Source organism: Ulvibacterium sp. (assembly GCF_028285715.1).
In the GTDB taxonomy this organism is placed as follows: domain Bacteria; phylum Bacteroidota; class Bacteroidia; order Flavobacteriales; family Flavobacteriaceae; genus Ulvibacterium.
In genome coordinates, this window is the sequence record NZ_JANQOO010000036.1 from 63,437 (window position 1) to 84,779 (window position 21,343).

The window sequence follows — 21,343 nt, forward strand, 5'->3', positions numbered from 1 at the left end:
ATCATGTAATCTTTTCAATGCTGATAATATTTTCCGAAACCAAATTTTCTATATCCCCTTGGCTATACCCTATTTCCATTAGAATTTCCGCTCCATGCTCTCCAATAAGAGGAGATGAACGTTTTATATGTCCAGGTGTCTCGCTCATCGTAAATGGAATATTGGTCACTTTTACTTTTCCTGCCTTTGGATGATCTACTTCAATAAAAGTATCGTTATGAATGACTTGAGGGTCCCCTTCCACATCTTTTTGGTCATTTACCTTGGCTACCCAAAGATCAAGGCCCAACATAATCCCCAGCCATTCATCGGTAGTTTTGGTGACGGTAATAGCTTCTATAATACCATGAATTTTATCCCGATGGTCAAAAAGCACTTGCGGGTCATTGTACCGCATTAATGATTCGTCTCCTAGGGCTTTCACCAACTTGGGCCAAGGACTCATGGCTATGGTAAGATATCCGTCGCTTGTTTTGTACATACCAAAAGGAGCTCCGTTACCCGGATGCCCTATTTTGGATTCAGGGCGTTCAAAAGTCTGTCCTAAATTCTGGATGGTAAAATAGTCCTGCATTTGAAAGGCAATGGCCGAGGATAATAGATTGGTCTTTATTTGCTGACCCTTACCTGTTTTTTCACGATAGTACAATGCGGCAAGGATAGCATAGACAGAATTGAGCCCGTTTACTTGATCACAAAGTGCCGTCCCAATGGCCACAGGGCCGTCCGAGTTTTTACCACTCGTCATAATGGCGCCGCTTACACTTTGTACCAATAAATCCTGACCAGGGCGGGTTAAATAAGGCCCATCATCGCCCCAACCACTGGCCGAACAATAAATGATGCGTGGATTGATCTTTTTTAAATCCTTATAACCATAACCCAGCCGCTCCATTACCCCCGGACGAAAATTCTCTACCAATACATCTGCATTCTCGGCCAATTTGTAAATGATTACTTTGCCTTGGGAGGATTTTATATCTATAGCCAGGGAACGTTTGTTCCGATTCCAGGCCATAAAGCAAGGTGATTCATCACCAGCAATCCACTGATTAAAAAAGGTCATGCCCCGATAGAGGTCACCACTACCGTTTCTTTCGATCTTAATGACATCGGCACCCAGATCACCCATCATTTGCGTGGCGAAAGGGCCTTGTAACAATTGTGAAAAGTCCAATACCCTCACTCCTTCCAGTGCTTGTTGCATTGTTACTTGTTTTTTGTTTTATCTATATATCTGGGGAGACTGGTCAATCCTCCATCTACTTTAATATCTTCTCCCGTAATAAATTTGGCCTCATCGGACGCCAGAAAAACAGCGGTCATCGCTACTTCTTCGGCTTCACCCATGCGGAGCATGGCAGCTTGCCCAATGCTGCCCTCCAAAAAGCCCTGCCCTTCCTTGGCAATTCTTTTTTCATTTAAGGGTGTAAGTATGGCCCCCGGAGAAATGGTGTTAAAGCGTACATTTTCGTGTCCAAATTGTCCGGCCAATTGATTGCTCATGGAAAGAATGGCGCCTTTAGCGGCGGCATAGGCCGTCCAATCGTCCCAGCTCCGGAAGGCCTGTGCCGATGATAGGGTGATAACGCTTCCGGATCGTTGTTGTAGCATATAGGGCAATACCGCCTTAATACCTCTAAACACACTTTTTAAATTGACGTTCATTACCTTGTCCCAGTCCGACTCGGGCATCTCACGAATATCCCCCGATATGGCGACTGCCGCGTTGTTGACCAGGATATCTACCCTTTCAAATTCCGCCAAGGTCCTTTGTACTACATTTTGTACATCCGCGGTAACACCCACATCGCAAAAATGACTTCTTACAACCGCATTGTCCACCATCAATTTCGTGGCTTCCTCGCCACATTTATCACCATTGATATCGCACATGACCACCGTTGCCCCTTCAGCGCTAAAAGCCCTGCTTATGGCCAATCCAATACCATCGGCAGCTCCAGTGACAATGGCTACCTTACCTTTAAGACGATCCATATTATCCCTTTTTTGTCAACCAGTAATTTTCTATTTCCTCCAAAGTCTTTCCCTTGGTTTCCGGAAGAACCTTTACAGCCATGTAAACTGCCGGAATCATGCAGGCCGCAAAAAACCAAAACGTACCATAGGGTTTTAGGTTTTCCAAAAACCAAGGCGTCATTTGCCCCACAAAAGTAGTACCCACCCATACCGCCATAGTAGCTACGGACATGGCCGCACCACGAATTTTCAACGGGTATATTTCCGAAAGCAGCACCCATACCACAGGGCCAAAAGAGAAAGCAAAACAGGCAATAAAGGCAAGTATAAAGGTCATTAATAGGTAGGTATTGTTTACCTCGAAATAGAACAATAACCCAACCATCAACAAGGAAATCATGATTCCTATTATACCATAGGTGAGTAAAGGTTTTCTCCCTAGATCATCAATTTTCCAAAGGGCCACAAAAGTGAACAATACATTAACAATGCCAATCACTACTTGGCCGCCAAGGGCCTCACCCAACTGTAGGCCGCCTTCTTCCAAAATTTTTGGTCCGTAGTATATAATAGCATTGATTCCACTTACTTGACTGAGCAGCGCCAATGAAATTCCAATGATCATCGCCAGCTTAAAGGGGCCTGAAAAAACAGCTTTAATTCCGCCAGACTCCTTGGACAGCACATCTTCAACATTTTGTATCTCCATATCGGCTTCCTCTTTGGTTACAAACCGTAATAAAATGTTTTTGGCCTGTTCCTTTTTACCCTTCATGGTAAGCCAACGCGGGCTCTTGGGTATGGTAAAAAGTAATAAAAGAAAAAGTGTAGCGGGAATAGTTTCGCTACCCAACATGGCACGCCACACCTCGGCGACAAATATTTTATGGGTCAGTCCTGAGGTAGCCGTTACATTTTCCGAGGTCGAAAGTGATAGCAAATAGGCATTGGCAAAATAGGCTATTAGAATACCAAAGGTTATGGCCAATTGATACAAGGCGACCAATCTTCCCCTTTTTTCGGCAGGGGCAATCTCCGAGATATACAAAGGTGACAGCATGGAAGCAATACCAACACCTATTCCACCAAGAATTCTATAAATCACCAAGCTAATGAACGAACCTGATACCGCACAACCAATCGCCGAAAGGGCGAAAAAAATCCCTGATATAATCAATATGTGCTTCCGCCCGAATTTGTCGCTAAGAATCCCGGCAACGGAAACCCCTAAAATGGTGCCCACCAGTGCTGAGCTTACATACCAACCTTCCAAAATGGTATTGAGTTCGAATTGTGTTTTTACAAAACCGATGGTACCGGAAATAATCGCTGTATCATATCCGAATAAGAAGCCTCCAAGTGCTGCGATTACGGCTAAAAAAGTAACATTGTTTTTCATAATTGGAATTTGTTTTTGGTTAGGTATTGTTCTCACAAATTGCTTATTCCAATAATGAAATGGCTGCCTTCATATAGCCCATAGCATAGGCCATACCAGCATGCCATGGTGCATCACAGGTCATTTGTGGTGTGTGGTCTGGGATTAAAACCCCATCGAAGTTGTTTTTCTTGAGAACCTTTAAAATTTTGAACATATCAATATCGCCCTCGTCAACGAAAACCTCTTTATAATGGGGTACTTTCCCAACGATATTTCTGAAATGGATATAACTGATTTTACCTTGCTTGCTATATATGTCAGTGGCTTCATAAATATCGCCTTCCGTCATTTCGGTAATGGAGCCCAGGCAGAATTCCAAATGGTTGGACGGGCTCGGATTCATATTGAGCAATCTTTGATACATACCAGGTTGATAGACCAGCCTAGGGGTATCCCGAACATAAGGCATCGGTGGGTCGTCCGGATGTGCTGCCATTTTAACTCCGGCTTCTTCCGCAACCGGCAAGATCTCGTCCAAAAAATATTGTAAACGGTTCCAAAGTTCATCATGGTCAATCTTGGGCAACGTACCTTCCTGGGCATTTTCGTCATACATCATATTCCAGACCATGCCATTGGGTATTGGGGTATTATCCCCGCCCTCCATACCTACGGAAACGGCTCCTCCCCTAGCATATGAGCCTTGAGTCCTTGCTGCTACCCCGGCCAAGGAAAAATTATAGCCAAAAGTAGGGATTCCTGCTTGGCCCACATTGCGGATCAACTGTTTTAGATTTGCCATTTGAAGTTCTTTTTTGGGGCCATCCAGCAAGATATCATGCCAATGGGCCGGATCAAAATTTTCTATGGCCTCTAATTCCAACCCATGTTCGTTGATTTCCTTTTTGATGGCCGCTAATTCTTCAAACGACCAAATTTTATTAGGATTCCCAGCCCTTCCCCAACCTTCCTTACCACCAATGGGCTGGTCCGCGTTTTCCTTATTATGTCCAAAATAATCCACCAAATGAATGACCAAATGTGTGGCACCACACTGCTTTGCAAACCTATAGTGCTCCGTATTGAGCATATGCCTATACAATCCAAATCCAAGCTTCATTATGATTTATTTTCAGTTTTGAATGCGTTTACTTCGTCTTCGCTGTACCCACAAAATTCTTCGAGAATTTCCTTGGCATTTTCATTTAAAAGAGGTGCCGGTCTGTAGATTTTTTGAGGCGTATCACTGAACCAAACTGGAAAGCCCGTTGTTTTGACTTTTCCGATAGTGGGATGATCAATTTCAATAATCATTTGGTTATGCTCAATCTGTGGATCTTGTACCATTTCATCAAAGGTATTCACTTGGGAGCACCAAATATCATCTTTCAAAAGAATTTTCAACCATTCATCCGTAGTTTTGGTCTTGAAAACAGCATCGAAGGCAAAGCGGATTTCGTCCCTGCTTTCCATAATATTGTTCGAAGCAAATTCTTCAGTGGCATACTTCTCCAAGCCAATAACCTGTGCCAGTCTTTGTACGGAATTCATGCCAATGGCTACATAGCCATCCTTGGTGTTATACAATCCGTAGGGCGCACCGAGCCAAGGGTTTGGAATGCCGCTTTTGCTCCGTTCGGGATTCTCGCCCCTATGTAAATAAGCCGTGACCTCCTGAGTATGAAAACCTACTACAGAGTTCAACAAATTGGCTTCTATCTTCTGGCCCTTACCTGTTCGCCCTCGTGAATAAATAGCCGCCAAAACGGATTGATTAATAAAAAGACTTGTCAATAAATCTGCCTGGCCAACGGCGGTTACTATCGGCATTTGATTTTTAAGACCATTCAGTGCCGCAGTCCCACTAATGGATTGGGCCAACAAATCCTGTCCTGGTCTCTGCAGATAAGGGCCAGAGGAACCGTAACCCGAACTGGAGCAATACACTAATCCCGGATTCAATATTTTCATTTCCCCATACCCCAGTCCCAGTCTTTCCATAACCCCGGGACGAAAGTTCTCCACCAAAATATCCGCTTTCTTAATAATATCTTTTGCTATCTTTATACCTTTTGCATCTTTTAGATTTAGGGCAATACTGCGTTTGTTCCTATTGAAGCTTACAAACGAAATGCTTTCACCCCCTGGATACATATTGGCATAGGCGTAATGGCGCATCCAATCGCCTTTCAAAGGTTCAATTTTGATGATATCGGCCCCCATGTCCCCCAACATCTGGGTCGCCCAAGGACCTTGTGCCAGTTGCGTAAAATCGACGACCACCAACCCCTTTAAAGGGCCTTCTGTTTCTTTGTGCTCCATTTTATATTGTTGGATGGCGGCTTTGTTTTCATTCCAAATCTTTACAAATCCCTTCTTGGTATTACTTTGGAAAGACAACACAAACCGGAGACAAAATCTCTTGGGTTCTATAGGTCTCCAAAAGCCTTCCATCTTCCTGAATTTTGTAAACTACCGTATCGTGTGAATTCTGATGACATGCTATTAACCATTTACCGTCAGGAGTTATGTTGAATTCCCGTATTTCCTTTCCTTTTGTGTATTGATAATCCAACAATTCCAACTCATCATCAACAATACGATAGATGGTCAGGGCATCCAGTTGTCTGTTGGCCACATAAAGGTATTTTCCGTTAGGATGCAAGCGTATCGCCGAAGCACTTGGAGTTCCCTTGTAATCCTCGGGTAAGGTAGCATAGGTTTTTGTTTCTTCAAACAAGCCATTCCTATTTTGTACTACCGATAGGGTACCTGTCAACTCATTAAGGACATAGGCCAAACTGCCCTCCATGTTAAAAACCATATGCCGTGGACCTCCTCCTAGGGAAACCTCACAATCCTTAGTTTCGTTCGGAGCCAATTCCGTTCCTTCTAAACGATAGGCTTTTATCGTATCAATACCCAAATCACAAACATAAATATCCTTTTTGTTCGGGTGAATGGCTACTTGATGGGCATGGGGCGCCTCTTGGCGCTCCTTGTTTACACTGGAACCTTTATGATTACAAGCATTCTTGGCTTCCATCAATTTTCCCGAGGCATCCAACGGAAATTGAATAACACTTCCAGAAGCATAACATGCTACCAAGATATTGTTTTCATGGATTACCAAATGACAGGGATACCCTCCGGAAATCGATTGTTCGTTCAGAAACTCCAAGGAAAAATCGGTATTGATTCTATAGGCCCTTACCTTGGGGGCTTCACTTTCGTCAAGTTCCGTAACACAGTATAGAAATTTGGTGTCATCGCTAATGGTCAAGTAACTCGGATTTCGTGTCTTCTCCGTACGCAAAGTAACCAAACCTCCGGTGTCCGTATTAAGTTGAACGGTATAGATACCATGCCCTATACCTCCAAAACCGGGTACAATATATTCGGTATAACTGCCAATAAAAAAAGTCAACATAACGGTTTCTTTTAGGATCTATCAATGAAGTCTTGAATAGCCTTTTGGGCCTCCTTACTATAAAAAAGTCCGGTTACCGCCTGACCTTCTTCCTCAATTTTGTGATCAAAAGGAATGGGGGAAAGACTTAAGTGTGCCAACCTTTTAAGTTGTTGGATCGCTCCGGACGGTCTTCGGGTCAGCTTCGCTGCAAAGCGTAAAACCTCGGTTTCAAATTCTTCGTCCTTATATACATGATTTACAATGCCCCAATCAAAAAGTGCAGCTGCACTGTATTGCGCACCTGTAAACAGTATTTCCTTGGCTCGATTAATTCCTATGCGCTGAATTAAGCGCTGAGTGCCGCCTCCGCCCGGAACCAAACTCAAAAAAACTTCGGGAAGGCCCATTTTTGCCGATTCCGAGGCCAACATCATATCGCAGGAAAGCGCTATTTCGAAACCTCCCCCTAATGCAAATCCATTTACCGCTGCAATCCATGGTTTTGGGGCATGTTCGATAGTCTCGTACAATTGTATTCCCCTATCCTGGAAAGCCTTAAACTGCTCCGGGGTCTGGCTGCCATATTCCTTAATATCGGCACCTGCCATAAATGCCCTGCCAGCACCCATGATTACAGCGACCGTTGCCTTGTCGCTCGTATTTATTTCCTCAATACCGGCAATGATTTCATCCATCATTTCCCGATTCATGGCATTGAGTTGATCAGGCCTATTAAATCGAAGTACGGCTATGCTGTCCTTTATCTGTATCTCAATATTCTTGTAGGTACCCTTCATATCAGCCAATTGATTGGTATAGTAAATTCAAGTCTTTAATTACCTTATGTGACGGACTATTTTTTAAGAGACCACTATGCAACAATTCGGCCCCTTGTTCCTGAAACCTGTTCCATCCTTTATGCCTTGGACGTACGTACGCCCTTTCCATGGTTGTCCGGGTCTCGTCAAAAAAGTCATGGCAAAGCACATTATTGGGAGCACTTTCCCATGCAATCAAATTACCGGGCTGTCCCCCATTTTTGGTATACAGGCCTTCCTGTGTTTCTGCCCGTGCCACGTAATCCGCATAAGCAACCGCCGAGTCCATCTGTTTACATTTTGCGGAAACCGCCAGTCCCACTCCTCCTAAAATGGTCGAAACATCACTTGCAGGATTTGTAGGGCTATTGCCGAAATGTACAACATTTTTGGCGTAGCCCTCCCTGGAATAGTTGGTATATCCAAATAAAAAAGGAGAATAGATAATTTCATCATCCGCCGCCATATGATCTAAGACCTGGATGGGGTTCCAATTCAAGGATTCAGGGTGTAGGTATTTCAAGTGCTCTTTTAATTCGTCCCAAACCGTACTACCCAATCTTTCGTCAATCCTTCGATTCTTGAGAAAATCCCTCCCCCCGTCCTGAGCACACAATGTCAAAAAAGTACACCACAAGTCGGTGGCACATAAGGGCCAAGCAACGGAATACTTTGAAGGGACCTTTTTGTAAAAGTCGAACAATTCCCTACGGGTTTTGGGAAATTTGAGATTTAAGCTAGAAATCAAACCACTTCTTGAGGCTGCCACTAAAGCGGCCGCATCAATGGGCAGTGCATATAAATGACCCTCGTAAAAATAGGATTCAAAACTTGGTCCGACCGATTGATTCTTGTATTCATCCAATGCAGTTTCCGACAATCTCTCCTCCAATGGTACTAAAAGCTTGTTGGAATGTGCCTGGCCCATATAGGGATGGTCTATGGTAATCAAATCATAAGCACCAATCAAATCCTCAATGGGGGTGTCCCCAAATTCCTTCAAGGAACGGATATCCCAATCGATTCTAATTTTCGGATGTCCCAGGGCAAATGCCGCCGAGGTAGCCTTCAAAGGCTCATATCCCCTGGGATGATCCCAGGCAATCCCTTTCAATGTAATTATTTGAGACATAACCGAAAGTGCTTATTCCTTTTTTCGTTTAGGTCTGGGGTCGTACTGAATTGTGTGGTTCATATAAGCTCCATCCACATAAATATCGGCCCCATTGATATAACCTGCCAAGTCACTGGCCATAAATACTACGGTATGGGCCACGTCCGCAACCTCGCCAATTCTTCCTTGGGGAATCCAATTTTCGAACTTGTCCTTACCAAATTTGGCGATTTCCTCACGATTCATGTTCGTTTCAATGGCTCCAGGAGCAATGGAAATTACCCTAATGTTTTTATCTGCCAACTCCAAGGAAAGGCATTTGGAGAACATTTTTAGCCCTGCCTTGGCGGAGCAATAGTGTATCAAACCTTTTCTTGGTACCACATCATGAATGGAGGAAATATTGATAATGACGCCACCACCGCTATTTTCCATTCTCTGCCCTGCTTGTTGTGCACATAAAAAAGGCCCTTTTAAATTGACATCCACTACCCTATCCCAGTCCTTTTCTTCCATATCCAAAACATGAACCACAGATTCGCAACCCGCATTGTTCACTAAAATATCGATAGCCCCCATTTCATCATCCATTTGAAGGAACATGGCCTCTACCTCCTTTGCATTGGACACGTTTGCGCCACCATAGGTAACATTTACTCCATGTCTTCCCCTAATTTCCTTGGCCAACTCCTCGGCCTTATCCCTACTGGTGTTATAATTGATGAAAACATCGGCGCCACATTGCGCCAACTGCATACAGATCTCGGCACCGATACCCTGGCTTCCACCGGTGACCAGGGCTTTTTTTCCACTTAAGTCGATATTTTTCATTTCGTGTGATATGTATTCACTGTTGGATTTCAGTTCATTCTGTCTACTACATCCAGTAGGGGGCTCACCTTATTCCTCAGTTCTTTAATCTGTACTTCACTAAGCTCAAAATGTTCAAAATCAGAGACATGTGTATTGGATTTTTCTACGATGATCGTTTGGCACCCTTCGGTCATGGCTATATTGTGCCAAGTGCCCTGAGGAACGTTATAGGTGATGCCCGGTTCCATTAGCGTTAATTCGAAAGTTACCGTTCCCGTCTGGATAGTCGCAGAAATCAACACGGCATTTCCTTGCAACAAAATAAAAACCTCATCTGTTAAATGGTGAATGTCCAATCTATTAATGTTATCCATGTCCTGTTCAGGCATATAGTTCAATTGGGCCACTTGCCAGCCATCCCGAATTAAAAAAGGGTGATATCCGTTTTCCAGTATTTTATAGGACTCTATCATATGCTTTGGTAGTTATTTATCCGTCACTATTTGATTGATTACGCACGCGCCAGTATTTTTCGATTTCTTCCAGTGTTTTTCCCTTAGTCTCAGGGACAAACTTCCAAATGAACCAGATGGCCGGAAGCGTCAATGCGGCATAAACGAAAAAGGTGCCCGAAGGCCTAATGTTTTCAATGAGGATAGGATTGGTCAACGTTATGATAAAGCCGGTGACCATAAGGGCAAAACTGCCAAGGGCCACTGCCAATCCACGAACCTTGGTCGGAAAAATTTCGCTGATGATGACCCAAACGATGGGACCAAAGGAAAAAGCAAAACTGGCCACGTACATGAGTAAGGGAACAATCACATATTGTGACCCTAAGGCAAATAAAATGCCTACTCCCGTCAAGGACAGAAATGCCCCGATAACCCCGACCAACAACAATTTTCTTCTACCAAATTTTTCAATGTTCAAAATGGCCACAAAAGTAAATGCACTGTTTACCAGACCCACCAACACGGCACCCAAAAAGGCACTTTCCACACTTTGAATCGATTCATTGATAATGTTGGGGGCAAAATACATTATTGCTGCAATACCGCTTAAATGTGAGAACATAGGAAGCAAAACGCCTATTAAGAGGGGAATACGCAAAAAAGGTTGCAACAACTCCTTAAATCCATTGGTCTTCTCCGTAATCATTTCCTCTATTTCATTCATCGCAGATTGGGCATAGTCCCTACCATTTAGTCTCACCATAATAGCCATCGCTTCTTCATTTCGTCCCTTGGAAATCAGCCAGCGGGGCGTCTCCGGGACGATGAAAAGCAAAGACAAAAACAAGAGCGCAATGGGGATTTCCGTGCCGAACATGCCGCGCCAGAGCTCCTCCACGAACAACCAATTCCAAAATCCGGAAGCTTCATCGGAAATGACACCGGCCAAATCTCCGGCTTGGTTCAGTACAATCCAATCGATTAGAAACGCCAAAAGAATTCCCAAAGTAATGGAGAGTTGGTACAGAGATACCATTTTGCCCCGGTTTTCCGGTAAAGAAAGCTCTGATATGTAGATAGGGGCCACAACCGAAGTAATGCCTACTCCAATTCCCCCGATGATACGGACCGCAATCAACAGATTGTAAGCCATACCGGCATCCGAAACAAACCAATATGCATTTTCCAAATCGCCCAAAAATTGGGGTGGCAACATGGAGCCCAAAGCCGAAAGGGATAAGCAGGAAGCGGCCAAAATCAGTGCCTTTTTTCTACCTAGTTTATCCGTAATGGATCCGGCAACGATACAACCAAAAATAGTACCCAATAAGGCCGATGATACCACCCAACCCAACTCGGCCGGAGACAGTTCAAAATGCCGTTCCAAAAAGGCATTACAGCCCGAAATAATGGCCGTGTCATATCCAAAGAGAAAACCACCTATAGTGGAGACAAAACTGATTCCCAGTAGATAATTCGATTTTTTATCGCCCATACATTATTTCGTTTTCATCGAATGGTTTGGCATACCCCCAGTGTTACATAATGCCGAACTTATTGAACGCATCTACGGTACTCATACCTTCCTGCAATGCTTTTTTCACCAATTGTTCTCCGCGCGCTTTTTCAATGGCCCCGGTGAAAGCTTCGTTTACCGCTTCTTTGGGTACAATCAACACCCCATCCAAATCTCCATAGACGATATCCCCTGGATTGACCCGTATCCCGGCAATCTCTATTGGAACCCTATAATCGATAACATTGCCCCTTGGACCTTGATCTTGGGCATAGCCCCCATAGGAAAATGTCGGGAACCCAAGATTCAAAATTTCCTTGGTATCCCTAGACCATCCGTTTACGACAGCGCCAACGCCACCCAATTGAATGGCCCTGGTACTCATTAGTCCCCCCCAAAGCGCATATTCCGGTGAGGATCCGGAACATATATAGACCTCACCCTCCTTTAAGCTATCCAAGGCTTCGAACATAATCCCGAACGGTTTTTTCAGTATAGGGCTATGGGTGCTCTCAGAAATCTCATCAAATACATCCGACTCAAGAACGGGCATCGCTCTTCCTATAACAACAAAATCATCATGCAAAGGTTTGATATGGGGCGATAGAAACTGGTGCAAATACCCCATTTTATCCAAAATATCACCTACAAGCGCCACAAAAAGCTCCTTCCTTGCTATTTCGTACAGTTCTCGGTCGGTTTTCCACAACGTCTTCATACTCTGGTTTTTAGGGTTAAGCCCTTAAAGGGTACTTACTTTGTATATATTATTCATCAACTTCTAAACTAAAGGTTTCTATGGCGTACTTACCCAGCTGTAATTCAGGAGGTATCGGTTTTGGGTCTTCCTCTATTATATTGGTTCGCTTATACGACTTGATATCAAAATAAGAGGTAAGATTTACCTTTTCTTCAGTATCTTTTACGTTATACATCCGAGTGATAATATCCTCGGAGTCTTCCGCCTTTTTAATAGTCGATATCAATACATCCTGGGAATCTATTGAAAAGAAACTCAGGGATTCCGGCAAGAACGATTTTGTAGAAGTATCTGGATATACCTCCACGTGCAACGGCTCGTTTTTCTGTTTGGCAATTTTTTGACCCTGGATACTTCCGGCCTTGTTCGATGTCAAAACATGATGAAAGCTGTGCTGGCCAGCTTGGGAATATTCATTGCCCTCCCAATGGCATGAGGTTCTACTGGCCAACAATACATTTTGTAAAACGGCCTTTCCCGAGCTGTGTTCTGTAGGGTCAATCCAATCTGCCGCCGCTACGGATGAACTCAGCGTTATCGACATCCCATCTTCCGTCGCCGAGATCCAATCTATAATGGCCCTAGGATGTACATCCTTACAAAGTGGAGTATAGCGTTCACCGGCGGCCTTTATTTCATCCTTGCCCACACGTACCCTTCCGAAAGGGACCTCATGGGCAATTTCGGCCTTGTCCATATTCACAGGAAAAGCGGTTCTAAACTCACGATAAAGCTCTCCCGTCCAATTACGAAGCGTGACGTCAAAATACATGCGCTTTAAATCGTGATATAGGGTAACATCCTGTCTTACAATGGCATGTAGTATTTTTTGCTCTAATCTGTATTTGGTAAAGACAGGGCCATTTTCCAAAATCTTCCATTCTGAATTGTGCAAACTTACCTTGTCAAAATCTACCATACTCGGCTGTTGTACATCTCCGAATTCGCCAGCACCATTTCCAACGGATTGCAAAGTAAAAACATCTCCCGCTTTAAGGTTATCTGTTGAAAAAAGCTCCTTTTTAAGCTCCTTGTCATACACTTGCGCAATGCCTCCTTTTTCAAAACTTACTTTGTAAAAAGGGTTCTCATAAGAAGTTGTATTTGCCATCTTTTCATATTGTGGTACCATTACCTTCTCATCGGCCAGATAATAGGTGGCATAACCTATGGAAGGTACATTTTGAGCGATGAAAGTGATTTCGGCACTTTTCAAGCTTCCGTCATCGTAGTACTCGGTATTGCTGGTTTGCGTCGGGACCTTTTTTCTATCCGAAGTGAGTATCGTGACATTTTTAAGGTTCCCTTTGGCAAAATTGACCGATGTAGTGACCGGGTCGGTTCGCTTCCATGAAAGACTGTTAAATAGTACGATGGGAGTACCCAATTTTTCATTTTTTTTGATTCTACTGGAAATGAAATCAACACCTTTTTGCAAGAGGGCTTTCCCCATGGTCCTCGATTTTACGAGATTCTCTTTAAATAAATTATCGGTAATATCGCCATCATGACCACCCCAGCCGTGATCCGGATAAATTTTGGCTTGCCAGGCCTCATCAAATTCTTCAAACGGGTAGGGCATTCTTTTAGGGTCGATAACGTGGGCAATGGAAAGAAACTTTTCCGCGGCAGGCAACAATTTTGAGGCCTCCCTGCTGGCTGTTAACGCATCATGATGTCCCGGTCCATGAATATAGACCCAAACATTGGGACGTTCCCCCGCAATGGTATCTACCTGGGTTGCTTTTTTTTCCGCCAAGGGCATAAACTCATCAATTGTCATAAGTTCCATTTTTGGAAGGAACACCCCCTTTTCGGTTCCTTTATCGTCTTTTAAGGAATCAAAGGAATTCCAAGAATCTATAAACTCTGAATAATCGATTGCAGGAAGCATATCCTGGCTCGATAGCAATGGAGTTTGAATTTCGCTTCCCTTAAAATTCTTCTCCCAATACAACACTTGTTCCGCACCATATTTCATTTTATTGTTCAGGTCTCTGGATAGATAAAGCAAATCATTACCGTAATGGCCCGGGGAGTAGGTAAAGACCGAACTGCCATCCGGACTTGCCCAATGGAACATTCCTTTGGCATGCCTACTAATTACCATATAATTCACCCCGGCTTTCTTTAGAATCTGCGGTGTTTGCAATGATTTACCAGGTACATCAACATTCCAATACACCTTGGAATCGTAGCCGCCAAAGGTCTTTTTTACCCATTTCTTACCTAAATATAGCTGCCTTACCTGATCTTCGGCATCATACATATCTTCATAGGGACAATTATAGGTGGCTCCAACAGATATCAACTTTTTATTCAGCAACGTGGTCAGTTGTTCTTGGGATTCCGGATGTCTTTCCAAATATTCCCTTAGCATTAGTCCATCCTCGATATCAAAACCGTAATCATCCCTTATAAAGGCATCCTTGAGTACTGGCCTTAACAATAAGGTGTCCCGGAGAATGATACAGACTTCGGGGCGGTCTACCCAAGCGATATCCTGATGACTGGAATTCATGATGGAGACCAACCCGTCCTCATATTTTTTGTCAAAAAAATCGTCATAGGTCTCAAAAAATTCGGGTTTGTATAATTTGGTCAAAGAAGCAAACCAACCCTTATTGTTGTTGGTACTATGATGGTAGAGATATTTACCCTTGATATCCGTCTTGGACATCGTACCGTCCCCGTTTTCGAATTCGAGTGCAATTTCAGTACCGTCATAGACAATGGAAAAACTATTTTTAGGTGCTTTGATCGCGAAGGAAGCTTTGGAAAGTTCGCCTTGCGCCTTAAAAGTTCCACGCTTGCTTCTCTTGCCATCACTGATTATGTAAACGGATTTTCCCGAAAAATGTTCGGGCGCATCTACGTACAACACCTCATTTTTTTGTTTGATTACAAAGGCCGCTTCCGTAAATACCGATTTTTTAATGCGTTCTACCGCGTCAGTGGCCTTAAAGATCATGACCCAACAGTTGGAGTTCTTTTTATGGCCGTTAAATTTTACTTTGGCGCTTTTGCCTTTTTGAACATAGGAAATAGGAACCGTTAATCGGAATACCCCAATGCCATCGCCATTGCCATCCCGTCTCACTAGAATATATTCTGCGTCGCCATTACCGGGATTGTCGGTAACCGAAAGTGTTCCATCCTCATTGGAGTTAAAGGTCAAAAGCAATCGGTCATTTACATGAATATCAAAGGATTCCCTTAGGTTTAGGTCAATGTCACTCAACATTAGAAAGGTGACCTTATCCAAGGAATAATCTGTAGGTACCTCCCCGGTGAGAAACTCAAAGCCCATTTTTCCCGTAGTAGCCCGTGCAATCATGGATACATTGATATCTTCCCGTAAGGATGGATATAAAAAGAACTCAGATCCAGAGAGCATTTCCTTGTAGCCCTCAATATCATTTTTCCCAATGTTGTACAAACGGTGGTTTACGTTCAATTCCTGGATGTGTCCGTTTCCGTTGCCTTCGTGAAAAAACATAGCATCGGACTTATCGGGAGTGGGTTTATTCGGATTGGCAAATGCCGCGCCGGTTAGACAAAAGGAAAGGCTTAGATAGCAGGCCATTTTGAGAGCTAGATGGCGACTTTGATGTTTCATGGGAATAGTTTTTGCTTGACTAAATCGGTTTAGTTTTTGGATAAATTTAAACCCCACAAGATTTTCGGATCAATAGCTGGGTCTGTAATATGCTTTGGTTTTCAATTTTCATATTCTTCTTTTCAATATCGTTGACCAAAATTTCTACGGCCATATTTCCGATATCATCAACCGGTTGTTTGCTTGTAGTAATCGGTGGATCTACCAAATCAAAGGCACCAAGCTCATCAAAGCTAATTATTGCCACCTCCTCCGGCACCTGAACCTTTAATAACTTAAGTTCCCTAAGCCCCGAAGCCGCCAGGTAATGGGTAGTAAACACAATGGCATCAACACACTTTGATCCATTGACCATATCCTTGATTGCTCCTTTCATTTCGGATTTATAGGCGAATGGGTCCAATTCCTTAAGTATTCCGGTATCTATTTCGAGACCCCAATCCTTAAGAGCCGTTTCATAGCCCAGACGCCTTTGTAGCATGGCATCTAATTCACTTTTAATACTTATTAGGCCTATAGTCCTTCTACCATTCCCTAACAAATGTTGAGTTATGTTCTTTGCACCGCCCAAATTATCAACGATTACATAGTTGGTCCTTACATCAGGATAATGTCTATCAATCAACACAAACGGAAAATTGGCTTGCTGTAATTTCAAAATCTCATCTTTGTTCTTCTGTGTAGAAGCGATAATCAATCCATCAACTTGTCGATTCAACATGGAATACATCAAATCCTTTTCCATCTCCGCGTCTTCATTGGAGCTACTGAATACAACATTGTATCCGAGCATCTTGGCCCTGAGTTCAATATGATGGGCAATCCTGGCATAAAAAATATCGGAGATGTTGGGTACAATCAATCCAATAGTCTCACTTTTTCCCAAACTCAGCCCCCTAGCCATTTGATTGGGTCTGTAGTTGTTTTCTCGGGCAAAATCCAGAATCCTTTTTTGGGTTTCCTTGCTGATCTTGTTCTCGTCCCCCCTATTGTTCAGCACGAGCGAAACTGCTGTCTTGGACAGGTTCAACTCCGCTGCGATATCCTTTAGAAAAATCTTTTTCAATTTAACTAAACCGATTTAGTTAATTAACCAAATGTATGAAAATTTTGTGGTTATCAAAGATTTTTTTTCTTAAAAAAAGGAACCTTGCATTAAGCTGGGTTCAAAAAGGACTGTTTAGAATGACCTGTTGTTGAAAAAAGGCGGAACCGTATTTCGTTTTTGAATAATCCCCAGTGAAGTTTTAGGTGCCGTTTGGCACTACAGGTTTTATGAGCTTGTTTATAAGTTCCAAAAAATTTAAGGCAAATCGTTCGTGACTGCCAAAACTAATTGACCTGAAAGGAGTTATCTATTTTTTCAGGATAACGTTGGGCTTGCTTTTTCCACCAATTATCAAGTTCCGTCTTAAGCTCCTTCCGAAGCTTCATATAGATAGGGTCGTCCCATACATTCTTTGTCTCGAGCGGATCTTTGTCAAAATCGTAGAGTTCGTAAACAGCTTCACCATTCGCCATTGCTTTTCGAATAACTTTTAGATTGCCTGAGCGCAACATACATAGGTTCTTATCGGAATCTTTCCCGATTATGGAATACACCTTGTTTTTCCATTTTGGAGCAGCATCATCCCCTTTCTCAAAAAATGGGAGGAGGCTTTTGGACTCCATTTCCGGAAGCTTAGCCCATTCCTTGTCTCCAGCAATATCCAATATGGTCCCGTATGTATCAATGGAATTGACCAGCTCTTCCTTTGTTCCACTATTCATGTATTCCGCCGCGGGTTTTATAATCAAAGGAATCTTGGCGCTTACATCGTACATCTCCCCTTTGAAGAAAGTACCATAGGCAGTATTAAAGTCGCCATGGTCCGCTAAAAACACAATCCACGTGTTTTCCCATATTCCTTTTTTCTTCAATTGATCCAATATCTTCCCCATATAGTAATCGATCATGGAGATTTGGCCATAATATGCGGCAAGGGTCTCCTTGTATTTGCGTTCGGTCCAAGTAGCCCGTAACTTTTTTGACAGTTTTCCGAAGGGACTATTTTTAAATATTGGGCTGTCTTCCATATTGGCATAGAACCTTGGTCCGAGTTCCATATCATCAGGATTATACATAGTGTCCCATGGTGCAGGGGCAAGGTAAGGTTGATGGGGGCCAAAAAAAGAGGTAAACAGAAAAAATGGCTCATTTGGGTCGCTGTTTTCAATAAATCTGATGGATTCCTCGGCAGTCCAAGGAATATCATGCTGTGCTTCGGTCCTCCATCCGCTTCCCATGATGAATTTATAAATATCATCAGGATAGTAGCTTTCGTCCTCATCAAATATTTCCACAATGTCTTTTTCGCTTTGCTTGAAATGGGTTTCCTTTAGCCATTTTATGTAATCTGAGTTTTTGTCATCGTTCGCGTATACGGAATAGGGTGCATCATTGAGTGCCCTATGATCAAATCCAAACATGCTGTCGGTAGGAACAAAATGCAGCTTTCCCACAAGTCCCGTCTTATATCCCTGTGACTTAAGCCTCTTAGGTAATAGATACCGGTCGATACTAACGGTATCCGCCACCTTATCCTTAAAGGGTACCCAATTGGTGACCATCCCGTTGCCTGGAGGGAACATCCCGGTTTTTACTGATGCCCTTGAAGGGGCACATACCGGTGAGGGGCAATACGAATTTTTGAACAGCAGGCCCGCTGCGGCCAGGGCGTCAATATTTGGGGTTTTTATCACAGTATCCCCAACGGCACCAAACCTATCAAAACGCATCTGGTCGACCATAATCATTACGATATTGGGTCGAGTTCTTATTTCTTGGGTCCGTTCGGGCGAATTCTTGCAGGATGTCACTGCCATTACAATTAGGCACAATTCTAATTTTAACCGAATTCTACGTATCCTTTGATCCATTTTCAATTTTTAGTGGTTACTAGGCTCTTAACCTAATTCAGTAATTTAAGTATTATCCTGATTTCTATCCGTCTAAGAATGTACTTATTAGATCTTAATTTCAGACAACCTCAAATCGAATAGTTCTTTGGTTATTTTTTCCAATTTATCCTTTTCCGCCTGCAAATGGATCGTACCATGGATATGGATCAAAGATTCATTTTTTCCCAACTCCGCAGCAGGTGATGAACTCTCAATTTCATAAAAGGGGCCCAATTGGGTCCCATCTTCCAACGGACCGTCATTATAGGAGTTGACGGCATCACCGGCAAAAGGTTTATCCTGGAATTCCCACAAGGAATTTACATACCCTCTTTCCTCTTTGGGCAGGCTAAAATAAGCTAATGTCAATACCGCATTTTTCGCATCATAACTAGCCGCCATGGGCAGGGCCCGCCTTTGGGATATCCCTATTTTACCTCTATTTTGGCCATCTGCTTTAAAGAGGACGACCCCTTTATCCTCTAATATCGACAATCTATCCGTTGGAATCTGATCCCCACTGAATCGATAATCCGTCAGCACTTTGTCCAAATCCGATTCACTACCTTTTTTGAAAGGTAATATTACGTAGGTATTCTCACTGGGATTAAGCATGCTCAAAATCCAAATGGACAACATTCCCGTTTTCTCATTCCAGGCACTGTCCCCAACATTCGTCAATTTGTTTTCGGTCTCAAACCCCACCATTTCAATTCCTTCTTCCAAGGTAAATCCAAATACATTGGCAACTTTGTCCTTGTTGATTAAGCGTACCGTTCGGTCAATGGTCAAATCAAATGTATTTCCAGAATAGTTCAACAGGCTCATCCGCTTTTTGAAGCTAACTTGATTCCCGCTCTTTTCGGTCACTTCGAACGGCTCCGTATCCAATTCCTTGGGAACATACCAGTTTTTAAACTCAAACGAAGTACCCGGTTTAAAGTAAATGGAAAATTGACCACCTTCCGGTCCCAGCCAAAAACGCTCCTCCCCTCCTACCGGATTGAAGTGTTCCTTGACCTCACCGGATTGGATCAATTGGTAATTGAGCCACCCAAAACTTTGACCATCTTCGGATTTTGTGGTACTGGTCATTACCCTCCCCTGTAAAACCGGTGAAACAGCGACCCTACCCGAACCATTTGCATCGGAAAGTTCAATAATTTCCATATATTCTCTTAGGAAGGAAACATCACTTTCATAACTGTTCAAAGCATCTATTCGTGCTACACTTGTTTGTCCCGATTTTTCCTTAAGGGTATTCCCTTTTGGCTTTTCCTTGCACGCAATTCCCATGAACACCAATCCGAATATCAGAAAATGATTGCCATATTTTTTAGTTCTTACGTCCATAACCTTTGATTTAGAATGTCCAAGATATGATTTTACTTCATTTGTCAGAATGGCAAGATGTACTAGGTACATCTTAATGAAGGGTTGTCATAAATTAAACCAAAAAATTAGGTGCTTTGATTAAATTATAAAAGTTTTACATCCATCCTGCAGTTTTCAAATATTTCTTATCTCCCATATCACAAAGACGGCTTTAAAATCACATTCATAAATTACCTATGGTTTTTCCATATGCCAATTGACATGAATTCCATTAGCTTCATAGGCTCAATTTAAATCTATAAAGATTATTTTTTTAATAAAGTAGACCCATCAGTTCTACCTATAAACTGGTTATATATTCATCCCTTCCTCAACCATGACCTAAAAGAGGATGCTTTGCTCCTGCTTACATGAATACTCTTATTCAAATCGTCAATACTTTTTGCGTTCAAAAAAAGTTCCACTTTACCATTCCCGGCACTCTTATATGAGTCTATAATGGCCATGGTAACCAGAAACTGCCTGTTGGCTCTAAAAAAATGTTGGGAAACCAATTCCTCAAACTCGCCTAAGGTCTTTTCAGACACAAACCTGTTGTAGTGACCATCTACAACGTAGGTGTTGCCCAAGGAGGTATAAATACAGATAATGTCATTTAGATCCACAAATTTATGGGCCGTACCCTGAAAGACTTTAATTCTCTTTGTCCCCTCTTCCAAGGACAGCTTTTTGACCGACAGCAAGTAAAGTCCCAAATATAGACAATGGAACAACAAGGTGAACACTAGGGCCAATACCGTATCCTGTGTATAAAATTCAAAGGAAAGGGAAAGACGTTCCCCATTAAAAAAAAGGTGGTCCAAAAACTCATTAATCAAGATGCTAAAAATGACCACGCTCAAGGTGTGCAAAGTAAATTGATAGGTAACCCTTTTCGTAAAATCACCGCGCAATGGCACCTTCCTGTTCAAGACCCGGAGACCAAAGGCGTAAAACCTAATAATCAGGTAGGTGGTCACCAAATCAATGATGTAGAAATTTACATACTGCAAAGTTGCACCCCGAAGGTTATAAGTAACTAAAAAATTGAGAGTAGTAATGGAAAAGGTGATAAGTCCCACGTAAGGCCACTTAAAAAGTAATTCCTGCGTTTCCGATACATCCTGTTTTCTTTGTCGAAAGAAGGACAAGCCCATTGTT

The 21,343-nt window shown here is 42.8% G+C and carries 17 protein-coding genes; all 17 read right to left on the reverse strand.

From position 1 onward, the window contains the following. Nucleotide 1 precedes the first annotated feature (1 nt). On the reverse strand, nt 2-1,207 hold the full coding sequence (locus Q0993_RS21695) for a CaiB/BaiF CoA-transferase family protein (protein ID WP_299537483.1): 1,206 nt from the start codon (nt 1,205-1,207) through the stop codon (nt 2-4). A 2-nt stretch (nt 1,208-1,209) separates the two neighbouring features. After that, a complete protein-coding gene (locus Q0993_RS21700; RefSeq protein WP_299537485.1) occupies nt 1,210-1,998 on the reverse strand; it encodes an SDR family NAD(P)-dependent oxidoreductase in 789 nt (262 codons plus the stop codon). 1 nt (nt 1,999) lies between these two features. Further along, nucleotides 2,000-3,379 (reverse strand): sugar porter family MFS transporter, encoded by a 1,380-nt coding sequence (locus Q0993_RS21705; protein WP_299537487.1) that lies wholly within the window; start codon nt 3,377-3,379, stop codon nt 2,000-2,002. A gap of 43 nt (nt 3,380-3,422) precedes the next feature. Next, nucleotides 3,423-4,481 carry a mannonate dehydratase gene (locus tag Q0993_RS21710; RefSeq protein ID WP_299537488.1) on the reverse strand — a complete coding sequence of 353 codons (1,059 nt, stop codon included), beginning with the start codon at nt 4,479-4,481 and terminating at the stop codon, nt 3,423-3,425. Continuing rightward, nucleotides 4,481-5,683 carry a CaiB/BaiF CoA-transferase family protein gene (locus Q0993_RS21715; protein WP_299537489.1) on the reverse strand — a complete coding sequence of 401 codons (1,203 nt, stop codon included), beginning with the start codon at nt 5,681-5,683 and terminating at the stop codon, nt 4,481-4,483. The genes Q0993_RS21710 and Q0993_RS21715 overlap by 1 nt, the downstream gene beginning before the upstream one ends. 61 nt (nt 5,684-5,744) lie before the next feature. Next, a complete protein-coding gene (locus tag Q0993_RS21720) occupies nt 5,745-6,791 on the reverse strand; it encodes a lactonase family protein (protein WP_299537491.1) in 1,047 nt (348 codons plus the stop codon). An 11-nt stretch (nt 6,792-6,802) separates the two neighbouring features. Then, nucleotides 6,803-7,570: an enoyl-CoA hydratase/isomerase family protein gene (locus tag Q0993_RS21725; RefSeq protein ID WP_299537493.1), complete on the reverse strand. Its 768-nt coding sequence runs from the start codon at nt 7,568-7,570 to the stop codon at nt 6,803-6,805. 1 nt (nt 7,571) lies between these two features. After that, complete coding sequence (locus tag Q0993_RS21730) at nt 7,572-8,723, reverse strand: extracellular solute-binding protein (protein WP_299537495.1); 1,152 nt, start codon at nt 8,721-8,723, stop codon at nt 7,572-7,574. Nucleotides 8,724-8,735: 12 nt separating this feature from the next. Continuing rightward, a complete protein-coding gene (locus Q0993_RS21735) occupies nt 8,736-9,536 on the reverse strand; it encodes an SDR family NAD(P)-dependent oxidoreductase (RefSeq protein WP_299537497.1) in 801 nt (266 codons plus the stop codon). A gap of 29 nt (nt 9,537-9,565) precedes the next feature. Next, the gene (locus Q0993_RS21740) at nt 9,566-9,991 is read right to left on the reverse strand and encodes a hypothetical protein (RefSeq protein ID WP_299537500.1); all 426 of its coding nucleotides are present in this window, start codon (nt 9,989-9,991) and stop codon (nt 9,566-9,568) included. A 16-nt stretch (nt 9,992-10,007) separates the two neighbouring features. After that, a complete protein-coding gene (locus tag Q0993_RS21745; RefSeq protein ID WP_299537503.1) occupies nt 10,008-11,468 on the reverse strand; it encodes a sugar porter family MFS transporter in 1,461 nt (486 codons plus the stop codon). Between the two features lie 43 nt (nt 11,469-11,511). Next, nucleotides 11,512-12,207: an RraA family protein gene (locus tag Q0993_RS21750; protein WP_299537506.1), complete on the reverse strand. Its 696-nt coding sequence runs from the start codon at nt 12,205-12,207 to the stop codon at nt 11,512-11,514. Between the two features lie 49 nt (nt 12,208-12,256). Then, a complete protein-coding gene (locus Q0993_RS21755; RefSeq protein ID WP_299537509.1) occupies nt 12,257-15,868 on the reverse strand; it encodes a glycosyl hydrolase-related protein in 3,612 nt (1,203 codons plus the stop codon). Between the two features lie 46 nt (nt 15,869-15,914). After that, nucleotides 15,915-16,934 carry a LacI family DNA-binding transcriptional regulator gene (locus Q0993_RS21760; protein WP_299537511.1) on the reverse strand — a complete coding sequence of 340 codons (1,020 nt, stop codon included), beginning with the start codon at nt 16,932-16,934 and terminating at the stop codon, nt 15,915-15,917. 266 nt (nt 16,935-17,200) lie between these two features. Further along, complete coding sequence (locus Q0993_RS21765; RefSeq protein ID WP_299537513.1) at nt 17,201-18,787, reverse strand: sulfatase-like hydrolase/transferase; 1,587 nt, start codon at nt 18,785-18,787, stop codon at nt 17,201-17,203. 87 nt (nt 18,788-18,874) lie between these two features. Then, on the reverse strand, nt 18,875-20,161 hold the full coding sequence (locus Q0993_RS21770) for a DUF6786 family protein (RefSeq protein ID WP_299537515.1): 1,287 nt from the start codon (nt 20,159-20,161) through the stop codon (nt 18,875-18,877). A 341-nt stretch (nt 20,162-20,502) separates the two neighbouring features. Then, the gene (locus Q0993_RS21775) at nt 20,503-21,339 is read right to left on the reverse strand and encodes a LytTR family DNA-binding domain-containing protein (protein ID WP_299537517.1); all 837 of its coding nucleotides are present in this window, start codon (nt 21,337-21,339) and stop codon (nt 20,503-20,505) included. Between the last annotated feature and the right edge of the window lie 4 nt (nt 21,340-21,343).

Coding starts and splice junctions, on each gene's coding strand:
- Q0993_RS21710 (WP_299537488.1), bottom strand. CDS start 4,481: ATGAAGCTTGGATTTGGATTGTATAGGCATATGCTCAATACGGAGCAC.
- Q0993_RS21715 (WP_299537489.1), bottom strand. CDS start 5,683: ATGGAGCACAAAGAAACAGAAGGCCCTTTAAAGGGGTTGGTGGTCGTC.
- Q0993_RS21700 (WP_299537485.1), bottom strand. CDS start 1,998: ATGGATCGTCTTAAAGGTAAGGTAGCCATTGTCACTGGAGCTGCCGAT.
- Q0993_RS21745 (WP_299537503.1), bottom strand. CDS start 11,468: ATGGGCGATAAAAAATCGAATTATCTACTGGGAATCAGTTTTGTCTCC.
- Q0993_RS21770 (WP_299537515.1), bottom strand. CDS start 20,161: ATGGACGTAAGAACTAAAAAATATGGCAATCATTTTCTGATATTCGGA.
- Q0993_RS21755 (WP_299537509.1), bottom strand. CDS start 15,868: ATGAAACATCAAAGTCGCCATCTAGCTCTCAAAATGGCCTGCTATCTA.
- Q0993_RS21735 (WP_299537497.1), bottom strand. CDS start 9,536: ATGAAAAATATCGACTTAAGTGGAAAAAAAGCCCTGGTCACCGGTGGA.
- Q0993_RS21765 (WP_299537513.1), bottom strand. CDS start 18,787: ATGGATCAAAGGATACGTAGAATTCGGTTAAAATTAGAATTGTGCCTA.
- Q0993_RS21725 (WP_299537493.1), bottom strand. CDS start 7,570: ATGAAGGGTACCTACAAGAATATTGAGATACAGATAAAGGACAGCATA.
- Q0993_RS21750 (WP_299537506.1), bottom strand. CDS start 12,207: ATGAAGACGTTGTGGAAAACCGACCGAGAACTGTACGAAATAGCAAGG.
- Q0993_RS21775 (WP_299537517.1), bottom strand. CDS start 21,339: ATGGGCTTGTCCTTCTTTCGACAAAGAAAACAGGATGTATCGGAAACG.
- Q0993_RS21695 (WP_299537483.1), bottom strand. CDS start 1,207: ATGCAACAAGCACTGGAAGGAGTGAGGGTATTGGACTTTTCACAATTG.
- Q0993_RS21730 (WP_299537495.1), bottom strand. CDS start 8,723: ATGTCTCAAATAATTACATTGAAAGGGATTGCCTGGGATCATCCCAGG.
- Q0993_RS21705 (WP_299537487.1), bottom strand. CDS start 3,379: ATGAAAAACAATGTTACTTTTTTAGCCGTAATCGCAGCACTTGGAGGC.
- Q0993_RS21720 (WP_299537491.1), bottom strand. CDS start 6,791: ATGTTGACTTTTTTTATTGGCAGTTATACCGAATATATTGTACCCGGT.
- Q0993_RS21740 (WP_299537500.1), bottom strand. CDS start 9,991: ATGATAGAGTCCTATAAAATACTGGAAAACGGATATCACCCTTTTTTA.